Origin of the sequence: Streptomyces netropsis (assembly GCF_014203545.1) — a bacterium.
In the GTDB taxonomy this organism is placed as follows: domain Bacteria; phylum Actinomycetota; class Actinomycetes; order Streptomycetales; family Streptomycetaceae; genus Streptomyces; species Streptomyces netropsis.
In genome coordinates, this window is record NZ_JACHJG010000002.1 from 603,105 (window position 1) to 620,675 (window position 17,571).

The window sequence follows — 17,571 nt, forward strand, 5'->3', positions numbered from 1 at the left end:
CTGTCATGAAATGCTCATACAAGCAGGCCAACCGGGTAGGGCTCGTGATCGTCTGAGTCGACGAACGATTCACGGCACAGGACGAACCGATGCAAGGCGAGAGAGCTGCCTCGTCGAGGAGCGATGGGACCATGGGCATACACCGGTACAAGCCACGCCTGCCCCGCCGTAGGGCCGCGGGCACGAACGGGCGGCGGCGCTTCATCGACTACCCGCGTCGCGGCAGACGAGGGTGGCGTCGTTGGCTTCCGTCGTGGCGTCAACTCCTGGGTACCTTCACGCTCTGCCTCGCCTTCCTCGGCGCGCTGTTCGCGTACGTCTACATCACCGTGAAGGTCCCCGACGAGAACGCGGCGGCCCGTCAGGAGGCCAATGCCTACTACTGGGCCGACGGTACGCAGATGGTGAGTCTGGGCGCGGTCAACCGCAACATCGTCCGGCTGGCGGACGTCCCGAAGTCCGCCCAGAGCGCGGTGATCGCGGCGGAGAACGAGAGCTTCTACAGCGACTCCGGTGTGTCCTTCAAGGGCATCCTGCGCGCCTTCTTCAGCACCGCACAGGGCAAGGAGACCCAGGGTGGTTCCACCATCACCCAGCAGTACGTGAAGAACACCTACCTCTCCCAGGAACAGACGATCACACGGAAGGTCAAGGAGTTCGTCATCTCGCTGAAGGTGGACCAGCGGAAGAGCAAGGACGAGATCCTCCAGGGCTATCTCAACACCAGCTGGTTCGGCCGCGGGGCGTACGGCATCGAGGCCGCCTCCCAGGCCTACTACGGCATCCCGGCCAAGAAGCTGAACCCCAGCCAGGGCGCCCTGCTGGCAGCGCTGTTGAAGGGGGCCGAGCAGTACGACCCCGCACTCGGGGAGAAGAACCACGAGCGGGCCGAGGACCGTTGGAAGTGGATCCTCGACCGGCAGGTCCGGGCCGGGCTCATGGACCGGTCGGAGCGGGACAAGTACCGGACGTTCCCCGAACCGCGCAAGCAGTCCACCGCCACCAGCCTGAGCGGCCAGATCGGCTATCTCGTCGACGTCGCCAACAAGAACATCAAGCAGCGCACACCACTCACCGACAAGGACCTCGCCCACGGCGGCTACCGCATCCACACCACCTTCGACAAGAAGAAGACACGGCAGCTGACGAAGTCGGTGGAGGGGGTACTGAAGCGCGACATCGACCCCAAGAAGCGCCCGGCCGACACCGATGTGCAGGTCGGCGCCGCCTCGGTACGGCCCTCGGACGGTGCCGTCGTCGCCCTCTACGGCGGCCCCGACGCCACCAAGCACTTCACCAACAACGCCGACACCTCCGGCGTGCCCGTCGGATCCGCGTTCAAGCCGTTCGTCCTCGCCGCCGCCCTCAAGAACGGCGCGGGCGCCGCATCGGGCGACGGCGACCGGCAGGAGGTGTCCCTCGACAGTTACTACGGCAAGGACGGCACCCTGCAACAGTCCTCGGACGTCTTCCCGGCCGCCCGGCCGACCCAGCCGCCGGGCCCCGGGAAGCCGGACGTCGAGGGCCCCGACGAGGCGCATCCCACCCTGCGCCAGGCCTCGATCACCGGGGGCAACGCGACGTTCGTCCAGCTCGGCCGCGATGTGGGGCTGGAGCAGGTGCGGGACACCGCCGTCCGCACGGGACTGCTGAAGGACAGCATGGCCCCGCTCGAGCGCACCTTCCCCATCGGTACCTCGACACCCAGCGCCATCCGGATGGCGGTGGCCTACGGCACCTTCGCCAATCAGGGCCTGCAGAACGACCCGTACTCCGTGACCAGACTGCTCAAGGACGGCAAGCCGGTAGAGGGCTTCCAGCAGACGCGGTCACAGCGCGCGCTCGACGAGGACGTGGCGAACAAGGTCTCCGACGTGCTGCGCGAGGCCGGTGCCAAGAGCGTCGGCGATCTCGACGCGAACACCACCCGGCGCCTCGGCCCCTTCGCGGCGGGCCGCACCGGTGACCAGGACCGGCTGAAGTCCGCGTGGTTCGTCGGTTACACCAAGGAGCTGTCCACCGCCGTGGCCATGTTCCGCACCAAGCCGAGCGAGCCGCAGCTGCTGCCCATGTCGGACGTCGGCGGTGAGAAGTCGGAGCGCGGCAACGTCTTCCCGCCCCGGATCTGGGCCGACTACATGGGCAACGCGACCTCCTGAGCGCCGGCGGGCGGGCCACTCCAGCCCGCCCGCCGAACCCCCCTCACCCGGGCGTGGGCGGGGCACGGACGGGGCCGCGGCCTCATGCCCTTGGGCCGTCGAGCCGCTGATCGTGATGGGTGACCATCCGATTCAGCTCAACGAACGAGCCCCTCATGTCTGTCTTCGCTTCACCGATCGCCCTGGACAGGTACCTCGTCGCCGGTTCCGTGTCTTTCCCGGTACAGGTGCGCTGCGGGGACGACTCCTTCTCCGAACTGGCGCGGATCGCGGCCGAGCCGGCCCCCGACGCCTTCGTGCTCGTGACGGAGCGCACGCTGCCCCGGGCGCACATCGCCCGCGTCCTGCGCCACCTCGGCACGGCCGCGCCCACCTGCGTGCGGTGGCTGACCGGCCAGGACGTCCCGGACCGCGCGGCACCCACGCCCGGCTCGGTGATCGTCGCCCTCGGCGGCACCCGCGTCATCGACGCCGCCGGCCGGCTGGCCGCCCGTACCGAGGGCCGCCCACGCCTGGTGTACCTGCCGACCACGCTGCGGGCGATGTCGGACTCGGCGCTGTCGCTCGTCGGCCCCACCGGCCCCCGCCCCGCGCCGCTCCTCGTCCGTATCCAGCTGGACTTCCTGCGGACCCTCACCCCCGACGCCGTCCGCTCCGGACTGAGCGCGCTGGTCAGGAACGTCCTGGCCGTCAGCCCGGCCTTCCACGACCGGGTGGCCGACCGGCTGCGCCCCGACGCGCGGTACGACACGGGCACCCTGGCGTCCTTCATCGCCCTGTGCCTGGAAGTACGGGCCACGCTCCTGCACTACGACCCGCTGGAGCAGGGCCCGGCCATGGCCTTCCACTACGGGCGCACCGTGGCGGACGCGCTGCGAGGGCTCGGCGCCGACGCGCTGCGGTACGGCGAGGCCACCGCGCTGGGCATGCTCGTCGCCGCCCGTGTGGCCAGGCTCTCGGGGTTGCTGGACGAGGAGGGCGAGCGGGCCCACCGGGAGCTGGTGGCCCGGTGGGGCGTCCCCATGGAGCTGCCCGCCACGGTCACCGCCGACGACCTCCTGGCGGCGCTGCGCCGCACCGCCTCCCCGGGCCGCCCGACGCCGGTGCTCCTCGACCGGCTGGGGGAGCCGCACACCGCGGGCGGTCACCTGGCCACCGAGGTCGGTGAGGACGTCCTGCGCGCGGGGATCGACGCGATCATCGGCCGGGGCGCGGGGGCGTCGCGTGCGACCGAGGACGCCGGGACCGTGGCCGAGGGCTCCCCGCCCGCGCACGGGCCGGCCGGACGGGACCTGGCGGCGGCCGTCGGTCCCGGCCGCCCGTGACGGGATGTGGGACCGCCGCGCAACCGTCCTCTCATGTGTCCGGGACATCGGGACAGCCAGTGTGGATCACGAAGTTCATCCCGATTCGGTGCCCCAGTGGCACCCCACCCGAGGAGACGGTCGTGCCGACCACACAGACATCCCGTGACCAGTGCCTCACCGACCTCTTCCAGGAGGCGGTGGAGGCGCACCCCCACCGGACGGCGGTTGTCGCCGAGGAGGAGAGCCTGACCTATCGCGAGCTCGCGGAGGCAAGTGCGGACCTCGCGGCATACCTGCGACATCTCGGCGTCGCCCCCGACGACCGTGTGGGGATATTCGTCGAGCCCTCGATCGAACTGATGGTGGGCGCCTGGGGGATCCTGTTCGCTTCAGGTGCCTATCTGCCGTTGTCACCGGAGTACCCCGAGGCACGACTGCGGTACATGATCGAGGACGCGCGGGTCGACGTCATCGTCTCCCAGGAAAAGCTCACGCCCAGGCTGGCGGAGCTGGCGCCGAGGGGCACGACCGTCGTCACCTTGCCGGACGCGCTGGAGTTCGCGCGTTCACCTGAGGCCGAGGCCGTGCGCCGCGCCCTCGGCACCGGCCCGCGCCCGCAGGACCTGGCCTACGTCATCTACACCTCCGGCAGCACGGGGAAGCCGAAGGGGGTCATGATCGAACACCGTGCCATCGTCAATCAGATGCGCTGGATGAGAGCCGTCTGCGACCTGGGCCGGGACGCGGTCGTCCTGCAGAAGACCCCGATGAGTTTCGACGCGGCGCAGTGGGAGATCCTGGCCCCGAGCTGCGGCAGCCAGGTCGTCATGGGCCGCCCGGGCGTGTACCGGGACCCCGAGGGGCTGATCGAGGCCATCGGCACGCACCGGGTGACGACGCTCCAATGCGTGCCGACCCTGCTCCAGGCACTCCTGGACACCGACGGGTTCGCGCGGCTCACCTCGCTCACCCGGATCTTCAGCGGTGGCGAGGCCCTGTCCAAGAACCTCGCCCGGCAATGCCTCGAGACGTTCCCGAAGTGCGATCTGGTCAATCTGTACGGGCCGACCGAGTGCACCATCAACACCTCGGCGTTCGTCGTCGACCGGGATTCCGTCGACGGCGGCACGCACATGATCCCGATCGGTACCCCCGTGCACCACACCCACTACCGCATTCTCGACGCCCGTCGGTCCCCGGTGGCCGTGGGGGAGACCGGTGAGCTGTACATCGGCGGAGCCCAGCTCGCGCGCGGCTATCTGCACCGGCCGGAGCTGACCGCGGAACGGTTCATCGACGACCCGTTCCACCCGGACGACCCGGAGGCCAGGCTGTACCGGACCGGCGACCTGGCGTACTGGAATGCCGACGGCACGGTCCAGTTCGCGGGCCGGGCGGACAACCAGGTGAAGCTGAGGGGTTTCAGGGTCGAGCTGGACGAGATCAGGCTGGCGATCGAGAACCACGACTGGGTCAAGAACGCCGCGGTCGTCGTCAAGGACGACCCCCGCACCGGGTTCCAGAACCTGATCGCCTGCATCGAGCTCAGCCCGAAGGAAGCGGCGCTCATGGACCAGGGGCGGCACGGCGCCCACCACCGGTCGAAGGCGAGCAGACTGCAGGTGAAGGCCCAGCTGTCGAACGGCGGCTGCCGGGACGCGGCGGAACTCCGCGGCAGGACGGCGGCCGACCTGCCCGGTGCGGTACCGACACCCGAGCAGCGGCGGCGGGTGTTCGCCCGCAAGACCTACCGGTTCTTCGAGGGCGGCGACATCGAGAAGGCCGATGTGCTGCGCCTTCTGGGCGGCAGCGCCGCGGCCGCGGCCCCCCGGGGCCCGGACACCCTGACACTCCCCGAATGGGGCGAGATCCTGCGCTACTTCGGCCAGTACCTGAGCACGGAACGGCTGCTGCCGAAGTACGGCTACGCGTCGCCGGGTTCGCTGTACGCCACGCAGCTGTACATCGAGCTGAACGGGGTGGGCGGTGTGAAGCCGGGATGCTACTACTACCACCCCGTGCACCATCGGCTGGTGCTGATGCGCGAAACGGCCGGCACGGGAACGGCGCGGGTCACGCTCCATTTCCTGGGGAAGAAGTCGGCGATCGAGCCGGTCTACAAGAACAACATCCAAGAGGTCCTCGAAATCGAGACCGGCCACATGATCGGCCTGTTCGAGGAGGTCCTCCCCGCGTACGGCCTGGACGTCAGGCCCCTCGGCTGGACACCCGCCGTGAAGGACGACCTCGACTGCGCCGACGAGGACTACTACCTGGGCACGTTCGAGGTGGTCCCGTACGCCGCGACGCGGCCCGACGAGGATTCCCTCGAGATCTACGTCCAGACGCACCCCGGGAAGGTGTCCGACGTGCCGACGGGGCTGTACCGGTACCGGGACGGCGACCTGGAGAGGATCTCGGACGAGATCGTCCTGAAGAAGCACGTCATCGCCATCAACCAGCGGGTCTACGAGAGGTCGGCCCTCGGCATCACCGTGGTCGACAAGGACCGCCGGGGCTGGCGCGGCTACATCGATCTCGGCAGGAAGCTCCAGCGTCTGCAGATGAACGACCTCGGCTTCGGGTTCATGTCCTCGGGATACAGCTCCAGAAGCGGTGACGATCTGCCGTCGGCGAAGCGCATGGAGAGCATCCTGGCCGGTCTCGGGCAGGACACGGGGGCGTCCTACTTCTTCGTCGGCGGCCGGGTGAGCGAGGAGCAGCTGCGCAGTGAGGGCATGAAGGAGGACATCGTCCACATGAAGGGCCCGGCGGAGATCATCAAGGACGATCTGATCAATTTCCTTCCCGACTACATGCTGCCGAACAGGGTCCTCGTCGTGGACAGGCTGCCGCTCACCGCCAACGGGAAGATCGACGCCAAGGCGTTGGCCGCGTCGGACCAGGTGAACGCGGAGGCCGCCCCGCGCCCCTTCGTCGCACCGCGGACGAGGACCGAGGAGCGGATCAGCCGTATCTGGCGGAAGGCCATGAAGCGGGATTCGGTCTCCGTACGGGACGACTTCTTCGAGTCCGGCGGGAACTCGCTGATGGCGGTCGCGCTCATCAACAAGCTGAACAAGGAATTCGAGAGCGCGCTGCCGTTGCAGGTCCTGTTCGAACATCCGACCGTCGAGGAACTCGCCCGGCGGGTCGACGGTGCGGACTCCGTGTCCTCGGTGGCCTCCTCACGCCTGGTGCGGCTGTGGGGCGAGGGCACCCAGCCCCCCGTCCACTGCTGGCCCGGCCTCGGCGGCTACGCCATGAACCTGAGGCCGCTGGCCGCGGCCGTGGGCATCGACCGGCCCTTCTACGGGGTCCAGGCACACGGGATCAACGAGGGCGAGACCCCCTACCCCACCATCAAGGAGATGGCGGCGGCGGACGTCACGGCCCTCAAGCGGATCCAGCCGGTGGGCCCCTACACCCTCTGGGGCTACTCCTTCGGCGCGCGGGTCGCCTTCGAGACCGCCTACCGGCTCGAACAGGCCGGTGACCGGGTGGAGAACCTCTTCCTGATAGCGCCGGGGTCACCGAAGTTCCGCGCGGAGTACGAGTCCGCGCACGGCGGCGAGCCCACCTACCGCAACAAGGCGTTCGTGGCGATCCTCTTCTCGGTCTTCGCGGGCAGCGCCACCGGCCCGGCGCTCGAGGACTGCCTGAGGGCCACCGAGGACGAGGAGAGCTTCACCTCGTTCATCGGCGCCCGGTTCACGGACCTTGACCGGGCGCTGATCAAGCGGATCGTCGACGTCGTGCGTCGCACCTACGAATTCAAGTACACCTTCGACGAGTTGAAGGAGAGGAGGATCGACGCCCCGGTGACCGTCTTCAAGGCCGAGGGCGACGACTACTCGTTCATCGAGAACAGCAGCGGGTACGCGTCGACCGCCCCGATCTTCGTCGACCTCGCGGCCGACCACTACGGGCTCCTCAGGGATCCGGGCGTGGACGAGCTGGTGCGGGCGATACGACGCCGCCTGGGAGTCGATGAGGTGTGACGGCGCAGCCGTACGAGTGCGAGACGATCGTGACGCAGACGAAAAGGATCTGAGTCAACAAAAGTAGCTGATAGCGTCGATTCGTGAGCGAACAAGACAGGTCTGTGCCCCGCGTCCTGATCGTCGATGATCATCCACTCTTCCGCGCGGGGCTGAAGGCCGCCCTGGAGATCGCCCACGGGGCCGTCGTCGTCGCCGAGGCCGAGACCGTCGGCGAGGTACCCGACGCCGTGGCGCAGCACCGCCCCGACGTCGTCGTCATGGACCTCTCCCTGCCGGACGCCTCCGGTATCGAGGCGACGCGTCAGCTCGCCGAACTCCACCCCGGACTCCCCGTCCTGATGCTCACCATGTCCGACGACGACGGCAGTCTGCTCGCTGCCCTCCAGGCGGGGGCGCGCGGCTATCTGGTGAAGGGCGCGGGTGCCGACGAGGTCCAGCACGCGGTGCGCACCGTCGCCGCGGGCGGCGCCGTGTTCGGCTCGGACATCGCCGCCCACCTCACCGAACTGCTCTCCGGCAGCCGGCGCCGCGACGCGGAAATGCTCTTCCCCTCCCTCACCTCCCGTGAGTCCGAGGTGCTCGAACTGATCGCCCGGGGCCTCGACAACCGGCACATCGCCCGCGAGCTGGTGCTCTCGGAGAAGACCGTGCGCAACCACGTCACGCACGTCTTCGAGAAACTCCAGGTCACCTCCCGTGCCGAAGCCGTCGCCAGGGCCAGGGACGTGGGCCTGGGCGACGACGACTGACCGGGCCCCCGCGGGTACCGCGCCCTCCGGGGCCGGAACGGGACACACGCCCCATGCGCCCGGGACCACGGGCACACGAGGATCGAAGGTCAGCGCCACACGCGGCGAGGAGGGCCGAGATGCCCACGGACCACACGACGCGGAAGAAGCCGAGCTCGGGCCCCGGCATGCTGCCCGCCTACGCGGTGAGCGTCGTCACCATGCTGTCCGGCATCGTGTGGGCGGTCGTGACGCTGACACACGTCGGCCATCCCCGGCTCCAGGACGTCCGCACCGGCTACGCGTCCGTGAACGTCCTCGTCGGGCTCGGACTGGCCCTGAACGGCATGGCCTTCGTCGCCCGCCGCTCCGGCCGGGCGGTGGGACGGCTCCTGCTCGTCTCCGGCTGTGCCCTGGCCCTGGGGCAGGCGATTTCCGTCGTGGCCGTCCTGGCCCACGTCGATCCGGTCACCTACACCGCCGTGGTCGTCGTCCAGATCACCGCCTTCGCCCTGTTCGGCGTCGTCGTCTACGGCATGCCGCTGTGGCTCCCCGACGGACACCTGCCCCGCCGATGGGGCCCGCCGTGCGTGGTGCTCGTCATCGTCTGGAGCGTGCTCCAGCAGTACTACGAATTCGCTCTCCCCGGCAGTACTTGGTACAACCGCCCCACCCCGCTGGACCACGGCGGCTGGGCGCGCGTCGAGGGGTGGCTCACCCCATGGATGGACACCGCCGACGCCTGGGTCCCCTCACTGATGCTCGCCGTGGGCCTGGCCGTCATGGCGGTCCGCTGGCGCCGCACCCCGAAGGGCCGGCGCGCCTACTGGATCCTCGTCGTGCCGTATCTCCTGTGGGTCGCCGCGGGCTACCTCTACCTCCACGCCGACATCGCCTCCGAGTTCAAGCTCGCCGCCTTCTACGTCCCGGCCGTCCTGTGGCCCGTCACCCTCGGCTACGTCCACGTCCGGGACCGGACCTGGGCCCTCGACCGGGCCGCCCGCCGTGTACTGACCGCCCTCCTGCTGACCTTCGTGATGTTCCTTGCCTACGCCGCGGTCGGCGCCTTCCTCTCCTCCATCGCGCCGGGATCCGTGACCGCCGAGGCCCAGCTCCTGGCCTGCCTGGCCCTGATCGTGGGCGCCCTGCTGCGCCCCACCGCCCGCTGGGCCACCCGCGTGGCCGAGCACTACTACTACGGCGAACGCGCCCAGCCGTATCAAGCCGTGCGTGAACTCGCCGACCGGCTGGGCACGGCGCCCCACCCCGACGACGCGCCCCGGCTGCTGTGCGACACCGTGGTCCACACCCTCAAGCTGCCCGGCGCCCGGCTGGTGGTCGTCACCCGTGGCGGCCCGCGCGAACTGGCGAGCCTCGGCGAGATCGCCCCGGAAAGCGAGGTGTTCCACCTCGTCTACCAAGGCGACGACATCGGCTACCTGCTCGTCCCGGCCCGCCCGGGGGAACTCGCCCTCGACCATCAGGACCGTGAAGCCGTACAGATCCTCGCCGACCAAGGCGCCCCGGCCATCGCGTCGTTGCGGCTGTACAAGGACCTGCAGACCAGCCGCGAGAAGATCGTCATGGCGCGCGAGGAGGAACGCAGACGGCTGCGGCACGACCTTCACGACGGACTCGGCCCGGCACTCTCCGGGCTCCGGCTGCAGGTCGACGCCGTCCACTCGGCCATACGGACCGACCTGAGGGCCTCGGAGCCGCTGCGGGCCGTATCGGCGGGCATCGGGCGGGCGATCGAGGAACTGCGTCACATCACCGACGGTCTGGCGCCCGCCGCCCTGGACGGCGCCGACCTTCCCCGCGCACTGAGGCAACTGGGCGAGCATCTGGCCGGGCGGCGGCTGCGCATCACCGTCGCCCTCGAACCCGACCCCTTCCCCAAGCTCCCGGCCGCCGTGGAGGTCGCGGTCTACCGCATCGCCGCCGAGGCGCTCAACAACGTCGTACGGCACTCCCGCGCCGACCACGCCCACGCCTCGGTGGGTGTGACGCCCGAGGCCGTCACCATGGAGATCCGCGACGACGGCGACGGAATCCCCGAGCACGAGCGCGGCCCGGGTGTCGGGCTCGCGTCGATGGCGGAGCGCTCCGAGGAACTCGGCGGCAGGTTCACCCTGACGAGTACGACCGACGGCACCGTCGTACGGGCCGTGTTCCCGTACAGCCCCGACGGCCGACGGGCCGGGACCGGGGCCGGGACCTAGTCGGGACCGCGTCCCCATGTGCCCGGGACAACGGGAGCGCGAGAGTCGTCGGTGACAGGACGGCCCGTACTCGGGGGACGGGCCGTCGCGGACGACGAACGACGAACGACGAACAAGGAACGAACCGATGTCTGCACGCGTTGGCTTCACATTTCCCGTCATGAAGGCGCTCGGCGTCCTCACCGTGCTCGCGGCCCTGTGCGCGGTGCCGTGGGCCCGGCACAAGAGGCGCTCCGCCGAGGTCCGCGGCTTCCCGGGGCCGAAGGCCGCGTTCCCGGGCCCGAAGGCCGAGGCCGCCCGCTTCCCCGGGCCGAAGGCCAGGGCCCCCCGCTTCCCCGGGCCCAAGTCCTAGCGGCGAGGACCCCAGGACGAGCCGAGGCCCGGGCCACCGACGAGTCGGTCGGCCCGGGCCTCGGCTCCGTCGCCGTCAGCCGCTCGTCGCCTGGTACAAACCACGGCCGGGACGGTGTGCCTGGCCCGCCTTCACCAGCCGTTCGAGTGAGGTGCGCACGGCGTTGATGCTGCCATTGGTGTCATCGCGGCCGAGCGCCAGGTTGACTTCACGGGCCTTGACCGGGGCACCGGCCTTGGCCAGATGCGCCACGACGTCCTTGGTCAGCCCACTGGCCCGCTTCTTCGGCTGCTCCGCCGACGTCGCCTGCGCGGCCTTCCCCGCATCGGCCTGGACCTCCTTCGGCGCGGTGGCCTTGGCCTCCTTCTTCACCGCGACGGCCTTCTTCGCCGGCTGCTTCTTCGCGGCGACGGCCTTCTTCGCCACGCGCGGGCGCGGGACCTTGCCCTCGGCGGTGGACGCCGTGCGCTTGCGGGAACCGGTCGCCTTGCCCGCGGCCGGCTTCGTCTCGCCGGCGGCCTTCTTCCCGCGCGTGGCCTGCGGCTTCTCCTCGGTTGCCTGCCGTGGCGAGGCAACGGGCGCGGGAGCCTTCGAGGACTCGGAGCCCTGCTCCCCGACGGAATCGGGAAGACCGGACGGCGCCGCCGCCACCGCTGTGGCCGCTCGCGCCAGCGGGGCGGGTGCCAGTGCCTCGAGACTGCGCAGAGCCAGCCGGACCGACTCCAGCCGCTCGGTGACCACTGCCAGGTCCGTCTCCAGGGTCTGCTGGTGCTTCTCCAGTTGGGGAAGCTCTGTTCGCAACAACTCGAGGGTCGTCTCGATGCCGTCGTGCGTACCGAATGTGGCTGCCACGTATTCGTCCTCTCTCTGCCGGACCACTGCGGGTGCCTTCGTGTGTCCGCTGCGCGGAAGCCTAAGGGGCCGCTGTTGGCTGTTAGCTTCCCCATAAATCTCGCAAGAACGCATGTGACTTCACAGAAGAGGGGCGACGCGCATCACGAAGCTGACGTCCGACGGCCCTCGGTGAGACTTTCCCCGGAAAGCGCTGACGCACCGGTGGACGGTCAACACAGCACCAAGGTGCCGGAAGATGACGCAGTGGCGTCCACAGCCGGACGATGCGTTTATGGCGAATGAGCATGACACAGACGGTAATTGACGGAGCGTCAGTTCATGGGTGGAGGGTGTCGTGGCCGGCCTCTCGCACCACTGTGCCGCCGTCCGTGGCGGTACCGCGGACAGCCGGGCGGGGCCCGTAGCCTCGTACAGCCGTTCTCACGGGGAGTTGTCGATGAGCGACAGAGCTCACGGTCTTCCGCGGCATCCCCTTCGCCCGGAGTTCGGCCCGCCGCCGCCCCGGCCCGGGCACCCGGGGCCGCGACCGGCGCGGACTGGCTCACGTCAACGTACTGGGTGGACGCGGAAGGCTTCGCCCAGCTCTCCGGAGCCCCGGCCCACCGTGGCCTGCTCGACCGGATCGCGGCCCTGCGCCGGGTGCGGGAGAACATCGCCGGCTCCGGGGGGCGACCCCGACCGGGTCACCGTCTGCGGGCAGTCGGCCGGGGCCGGGTCGATCGCGACGCTGCCGGCCATGCTTCGGCCGCGGGATTCTTCCGGCGGGCGATCGCGCAGAGCGTCCCGTGGCCCCACTGCACCCCCGCCCTCGCGGAGGAGCTGTTCGAGCTGGTGGACTCGGATGTGCTCTTCCGGATGCCCTCGCTGTACCTGGCCGAGGCGCACACGGCCGCGGGCGGCAGGACCCATCCGTACGAACTGCGCCGGCCCTCACCGGGACCGGGCGGCGCCCTCGGCGCGCGCCACGCCGTCGACGTACCGCTGCTCTTCGGCACCTTCGACAGCCCGGCGGGACGGCTCCTGCTCGGAGAAGGGGAACCATCCACCGAGGCGCTCCGTCTCGCGGAGGAGATCCGCGGCTCCTGGGCGGCGTTCGCCCGGCACGGTGACCCCGGGTGGCCTCTTCACGGACCGGATCGGCGGGCGACCCGGCGGCTCGACGCGGAGGTGTGCACGGCGCCCTGCCCGGAGGAGCGGTCCCGGCGCGTCCGGCACGGTCACGCTTTCGACCCCTTCGACCTGAGTAGCCCTTCGGCCCGGCGGTCGTCTCGTGTCGTCGACAGGCGGGCTTGTCGTGGACAACGCCACGTGATCCGGTGGACGCGGCGGCACGGCGGCACGGCGACACGCGGAAGAGGAAGGGAGCCGCGGGCAGGGGAGCGGGAGACACCCGGGAAGCCGTGGCGGGGATCCAACGGGGGGCGCGGGCGCAGCCGGAAAGCTGCCTCGCAGGACGCGAACGGCAGCCGGCCGGGTCGGTGTCGACCCGGCGGCGACCTACCGGATCACTGGTGACTGGCCCCTGCCGGGGTGGGGTTCGTCGCGCACGGCACGTTCGTGAGCCCGGTCGGGAATATCCCGTCCTTCGTGCTCTGCCCCGCCGCGAACTCGTAGTAGAGGTACGAGTAGAAGCCGATCGCCTTGTTGGTGCCACAGGCCGAGTCGCCGGCGACCTGGTACGTCAGCTTGACGGTGCGGGTGGCGCCCGGCGCGATCGGCACGGTGTAGTTCAGCGGCCGGCTGGCGTCACACGGCTTGCCCTCCTCGGTGCACGAGGTGAACGCGTACTTCAGCCCGCCCTTGGTGGTGTCGTAGGTCGGGTGGATCGTCTGGTAGACGAACTGCACATCGGTGGTCTGGACGTTGGTGAACGTCATGGTCAGCGTGACCGACGAACCCGGCGTCGCCGACTGCTTGTCGGCGGTGACGGTAAGGGCCGGGGGTTCGGCGGCGGTGGCCGACTGGCTCAGGCCGGCAAGGCCGATGACCAGGGCAAGTGACGCGGAGAGGCTGAGTCGGCTCAGCACGGATCTGCTCATGGCCGGTGAGCGTAAGAAGGAACGCCCCGTCCGTCTGCACCCACCGATCAGGACCAGCCAACCGCACGAGCCGGGAAATGTTTTCCGGGGCTGGTGGAACGGATGTTGCGTCGTTGAGGGCCGTACGCGAGTTGGCTTGACATGTGCCGGTCGCATGTTCAGGATCCGGCGACCGACGGTGTCACACCTCGCCTTCCGGCGGGGTGGCGGCTACGGCTGCGCCGTCCCCGGGGCCGCCCTGCCGACACGGCGCCGCCCCGTCGGCAGGGCGGCCGAAGGGGCGCCGGTCCGGCTGCCGCGCAGCCCCGTCGGACCCGCTGGAGGTCGCCGGGGCCCTGCCGGACAGGTCGCTGCGAAGAGCCCACCGCAGGAGCCTGTCCCCAGGTCAGACCGGGTAGGCGGCCGGTTCCAGGAGCCGTGGGGCCTCCGCCTCCTCCGCCCCCGCCGGCCGGGAGCCCTGCAGGCTCTCGTTCTCCACCGCGCCGCGCAGATGCGGGTCGGCGATGAGGCTCGTCGGGTAGAGCATCCGGCCGACCGCGTGCGGCTGGGCGTACACGGCGATCAGCTGGTGCACCGTCGCGGCGTCCGCCGTCGGGGTCATGAACGGACGGCCGATGTCGGACGGATCATCGCCCTGATCGAGGTCGGGGTCGGACAGTGTGGACCACATGTCCTCGGCGGCACTGACGAGCTGGTCGAGTTCGTCGCGGACGCCGCGCCACGCGCCGTCCCGCAGAGCCTGCTCGAGGCGGGAGACGACGTCGAGGACGCTGGCGTAGTCCTCGGCCAACTGGTCTTCCACGGCGGTGGGTTCGAGGGTCTTGGCGGCTAGCTCGGTGGTGTACACGGCACCTCCACGCAGGGGAACGGTCGGAGCGGGGCCCGTCCCGAAAGGCCCCGCCCGGGCATCGTCGCGCGTCGGGTGGGCGAGGGCCGCCGTTCGCCGTCACCGGGCAGCGATATATCACTCGCTCGGGCGAACATGCGCTGCCGTGACGATCCCGCCCGGCCGACCACGAGCCGTGGCGCGGTGCCCGGTCCGGCTACGGCACCGGGCGGGCGGCGGGCCGGGGGAGCCCCTCCCAGAAGTCGCACTGGTGGGCGGAGTCGAAGCCCCGGCGCGGCGCGATGGCGTCGGGGGCGAGCGAGAGCGGCCGGTAGGCGGTGGCGGCGGAGGCCGGCCAGGGCGGCGCCGCCCCGCCGCCCGGGTCGCCGGTCGCGGCGAAACGGCTCCAGTACGACGTCATCGCCTCGGAGAGACGGCGCTGGGCCGGGTCGAGCTCCACGCCGCCCCGGTGGTAGGTGAAGAGGTACGGGATCTCGGCGCCGTGGTAGGCCCCCAGCGGGAAGTCGGGGTTCAGCGCGTAGAGGTTGGGGGCGGTCCGGTCGGCGAACTCGTAGGCGTACGTACGGCCCGGCGTCGCGGCGGCGAACCAGAGGGCGGTCGTCCGGGTCGGGCACGCGAAGACGGCGTCGCGGAAGACCGCGGCGAAGGCGAGACGGTGGTCGCCGCCGTACGCCGAGGCCGGGTAACGCGCGGCGACACGGGCGGCGTCGACGCCGAAGAGGGCGGTGAGCAGAACGGGGTAGGAGACGGCGTTCAGCTTGGTGCCCTCCGACTCCAGGACCGCCGAGGTGATCGTGCCCTCGTCGAGGGTGTCGCCGATCAGCACCGGGACCTCGGCGTGGTCGCCCGCCGCGATGGCGTCGGCCGGCGCGGTGGGAAGCACCGGGGTGCCGGAGACGGGGGACCACGCGGTGGAGCTGCCCGCGTTCGGTGCGGCCAGGATGTCGGTGACGGACTTCCCGCGCAGGCACGCCGGCACCGGGGCGGCCGCCCCCAGGCAGCCGGCCCCGGCCGCGAAGCTCCGCCCGGCGGACTCGGCGGCCGCGGCGTCACGGATGCGCAGCGCGCACGGGGCGCTCTGGACGACGGCCCGCGCGAACAGCCCGCGCGATAGTGGGGACACCAGGTGGGCACACACGCTCAGGCCCCCGGCGGACTGCCCCGCCACCGTGATCCTCGCCCGGTCGCCGCCGAACGCGGCGGCGTTGTCCCCGGCCCAGCGCAGCGCCGCCCCCTGGTCCAGGAGCCCGTAGTTCCCCGAGCCCGCCGCCGGGGACTCGGCGGTCAGCGCCGGGTGGGCGAGATAGCCGAAGGGACCCAGCCGGTAGTTCGCGGTGACCACGACCATGTCCCCGGCCCGCGCGAGCCGGGCGGCGTCGTAGGCCGCCGCCGATCCGGAGATGAACGACCCCCCGTGGAACCACACCAGGACCGGCTTGCCCGTACCGCCTTCGGGCGGGGTGAACACATTCAGATAGAGGCAGTCCTCGTTGGTGGTGCCGGTGTCGCCCAGCAGCGCTCTGGGCCGTCGGGCGCAGCCCTCGGCGTAGCGGGTCGCGTCCCGTACCTCCGCCCACGCCGCGGCCGGTGCCGGTGGCCGCCACCGCAGCCGCCCGACCGGCGGGGCCGCGAACGGAACCCCGAGGAACGACCGGCCCCGGTCGGTGACCGTGCCGCGCACCGGACCGTTGGTCGTGGCCACGACGGCGGGGTCGCCGGCCGTGGTGCGGGCCGCCGCCGACGGGACGGCGTGGCCGGGCCCGACGAGCCCCACGAGCCCGAGGAGCCCGGCGAGGACCGGGACGAGGAATGCTGCTTTGGCGGGCTTTCGGCTTGCTTGGGCGGCCATGCCTGGGACATACCACTTCGCACGTAGGGGGGAAACGCGGGTCACGTGGCCTTCCCCGGGCTGGAGAGCCCACGGCGTCCGGGGTGTCGTCCTGATGGGTGCCCTGGGAGGCAGGGGCACTGGTGTGGTGTCAGGATCCGGGAATATGGACCGCATATCACGACCGCCCGCGCGGCAGGGGAAGCCGCGGCGTAGCGCCTCGCGGCTGGTGACCGTGCTGCTGCTGATAGTGGCGGGGGCCGCCTGCTCCACGATCGATCTGCGTACCCTCGAATCCGAGGACGGTCAGCCCGGGGGGCTGGCGGCCAACGCCGGCGGTCTGGTGACCCCCCGACAGCGGGCGGTCGCCGCGGCGAAGTGGGGGCTGGGCCGGCCGCCGCTGGCCGCACCGCCGCCGCCCGCGGTCAAGCCGGCGCTCGAGACGCCGAGCGGGTTCTTCCGGGGGCCGGGCCTGATCCCCGCCATCACCCGGGTGCCCACGACCGACAACGTCGTCTTCCTGACGATCGACGACGGTACGGAGAAGGACCCGCAGTTCGCGGCGATGGCGAGAGAGCTCGGTGTGCCGTTCAGCGCCTTTGTCACCGACTCCGCCATCCGGGACGACTACGGCTACTACCGCGATCTGCACGCGCACGGGCACGCCATCCACAACCACACGCTCACGCACCCGCAGCTGACCCAGCTGGAACCCGAGGATCAGCACGCGCAGATCTGCGGACAGCAGGACATCCTCCAGCACGAGTTCGGGACCCGCCCGGCCCTCTTCCGGCCGCCGTTCGGCGATTTTGACCGGGACACCCTGGTGATCGCCCGCGAATGCGGAGTCCGCGTCGCTCCCCTGTGGAGCGAGGAGGCCTTCCCGGACCGGCTGGAGTACCGCAGGGGGGACAGGAAGCTGCACCCCGGCGACATCATCCTGACCCACTTCAACGGCCCCCGGCAGTGGGGCGGGAGCATGACGGACATGCTCCGGCTGGTCCTGCGCAAGGTCACGGAGCAGGGCATGGCTCTCGCCCGGCTGGAGGACTACGTCTGACCGGCGGGCTGCTGCGCACTGCTTCAGGGCTGCTCGTCTCCCGCGTGAATGGCTGAGATGTGCGCGCCCTTCAGGAGCCCGTTCATTGTCATGAGCCGGGGCGCGGCTTTCTCCACCCGTGGATATCCCGAGGTCAATGCGGGAATCGCGGTGCTAAACATGGTGATCGC

At 70.8% G+C, this 17,571-nt stretch carries 12 protein-coding genes; 7 read left to right on the forward strand and 5 right to left on the reverse strand.

Translation table 11 applies throughout. The annotated features are described in order from the left end of the window. Positions 1-131: 131 nt before the first annotated feature. The 6 genes from FHS38_RS07045 (at position 132) to FHS38_RS07070 (ending at position 10,772) form a co-directional block, all read left to right on the forward strand. Positions 132-2,159 (forward strand): transglycosylase domain-containing protein, encoded by a 2,028-nt coding sequence (locus FHS38_RS07045; protein ID WP_184731874.1) that lies wholly within the window; start codon positions 132-134, stop codon positions 2,157-2,159. A gap of 155 nt (positions 2,160-2,314) precedes the next feature. Next, positions 2,315-3,484, forward strand: coding sequence for a 3-dehydroquinate synthase family protein (locus tag FHS38_RS07050; protein ID WP_184731876.1), 1,170 nt, complete (start codon positions 2,315-2,317; stop codon positions 3,482-3,484). Positions 3,485-3,606: 122 nt separating this feature from the next. Further along, on the forward strand, positions 3,607-7,467 hold the full coding sequence (locus FHS38_RS07055) for an amino acid adenylation domain-containing protein (protein ID WP_184731878.1): 3,861 nt from the start codon (positions 3,607-3,609) through the stop codon (positions 7,465-7,467). An 83-nt stretch (positions 7,468-7,550) separates the two neighbouring features. After that, on the forward strand, positions 7,551-8,219 hold the full coding sequence (locus FHS38_RS07060; protein WP_184731880.1) for a response regulator transcription factor: 669 nt from the start codon (positions 7,551-7,553) through the stop codon (positions 8,217-8,219). A gap of 119 nt (positions 8,220-8,338) precedes the next feature. Continuing rightward, a complete protein-coding gene (locus tag FHS38_RS07065; RefSeq protein WP_184731882.1) occupies positions 8,339-10,420 on the forward strand; it encodes a sensor histidine kinase in 2,082 nt (693 codons plus the stop codon). A gap of 127 nt (positions 10,421-10,547) precedes the next feature. After that, the gene (locus tag FHS38_RS07070; RefSeq protein WP_184731884.1) at positions 10,548-10,772 is read left to right on the forward strand and encodes a hypothetical protein; all 225 of its coding nucleotides are present in this window, start codon (positions 10,548-10,550) and stop codon (positions 10,770-10,772) included. Positions 10,773-10,847: 75 nt separating this feature from the next. Here FHS38_RS07070 and FHS38_RS07075 read toward each other — a convergent pair whose 3' ends face one another. From FHS38_RS07075 to FHS38_RS07095, 5 genes are all read right to left on the reverse strand, one after another. Continuing rightward, on the reverse strand, positions 10,848-11,624 hold the full coding sequence (locus tag FHS38_RS07075) for a hypothetical protein (protein WP_184731886.1): 777 nt from the start codon (positions 11,622-11,624) through the stop codon (positions 10,848-10,850). A 933-nt stretch (positions 11,625-12,557) separates the two neighbouring features. Continuing rightward, positions 12,558-12,755 carry a hypothetical protein gene (locus FHS38_RS36000; protein WP_308433578.1) on the reverse strand — a complete coding sequence of 66 codons (198 nt, stop codon included), beginning with the start codon at positions 12,753-12,755 and terminating at the stop codon, positions 12,558-12,560. Between the two features lie 377 nt (positions 12,756-13,132). Next, positions 13,133-13,666, reverse strand: a complete 534-nt coding sequence (locus tag FHS38_RS07085) for a COG1361 family protein (RefSeq protein WP_184731887.1) — start codon at positions 13,664-13,666, stop codon at positions 13,133-13,135. A 385-nt stretch (positions 13,667-14,051) separates the two neighbouring features. Further along, positions 14,052-14,513 (reverse strand): hypothetical protein, encoded by a 462-nt coding sequence (locus FHS38_RS07090; RefSeq protein WP_184731889.1) that lies wholly within the window; start codon positions 14,511-14,513, stop codon positions 14,052-14,054. Between the two features lie 196 nt (positions 14,514-14,709). Beyond that, positions 14,710-16,362 (reverse strand): carboxylesterase/lipase family protein, encoded by a 1,653-nt coding sequence (locus FHS38_RS07095; RefSeq protein WP_184731891.1) that lies wholly within the window; start codon positions 16,360-16,362, stop codon positions 14,710-14,712. A gap of 145 nt (positions 16,363-16,507) precedes the next feature. Here FHS38_RS07095 and FHS38_RS07100 point away from each other — a divergent pair, with 145 nt between their 5' ends. Then, positions 16,508-17,401, forward strand: a complete 894-nt coding sequence (locus FHS38_RS07100) for a polysaccharide deacetylase family protein (protein ID WP_184731894.1) — start codon at positions 16,508-16,510, stop codon at positions 17,399-17,401. Positions 17,402-17,571: the final 170 nt, after the last annotated feature.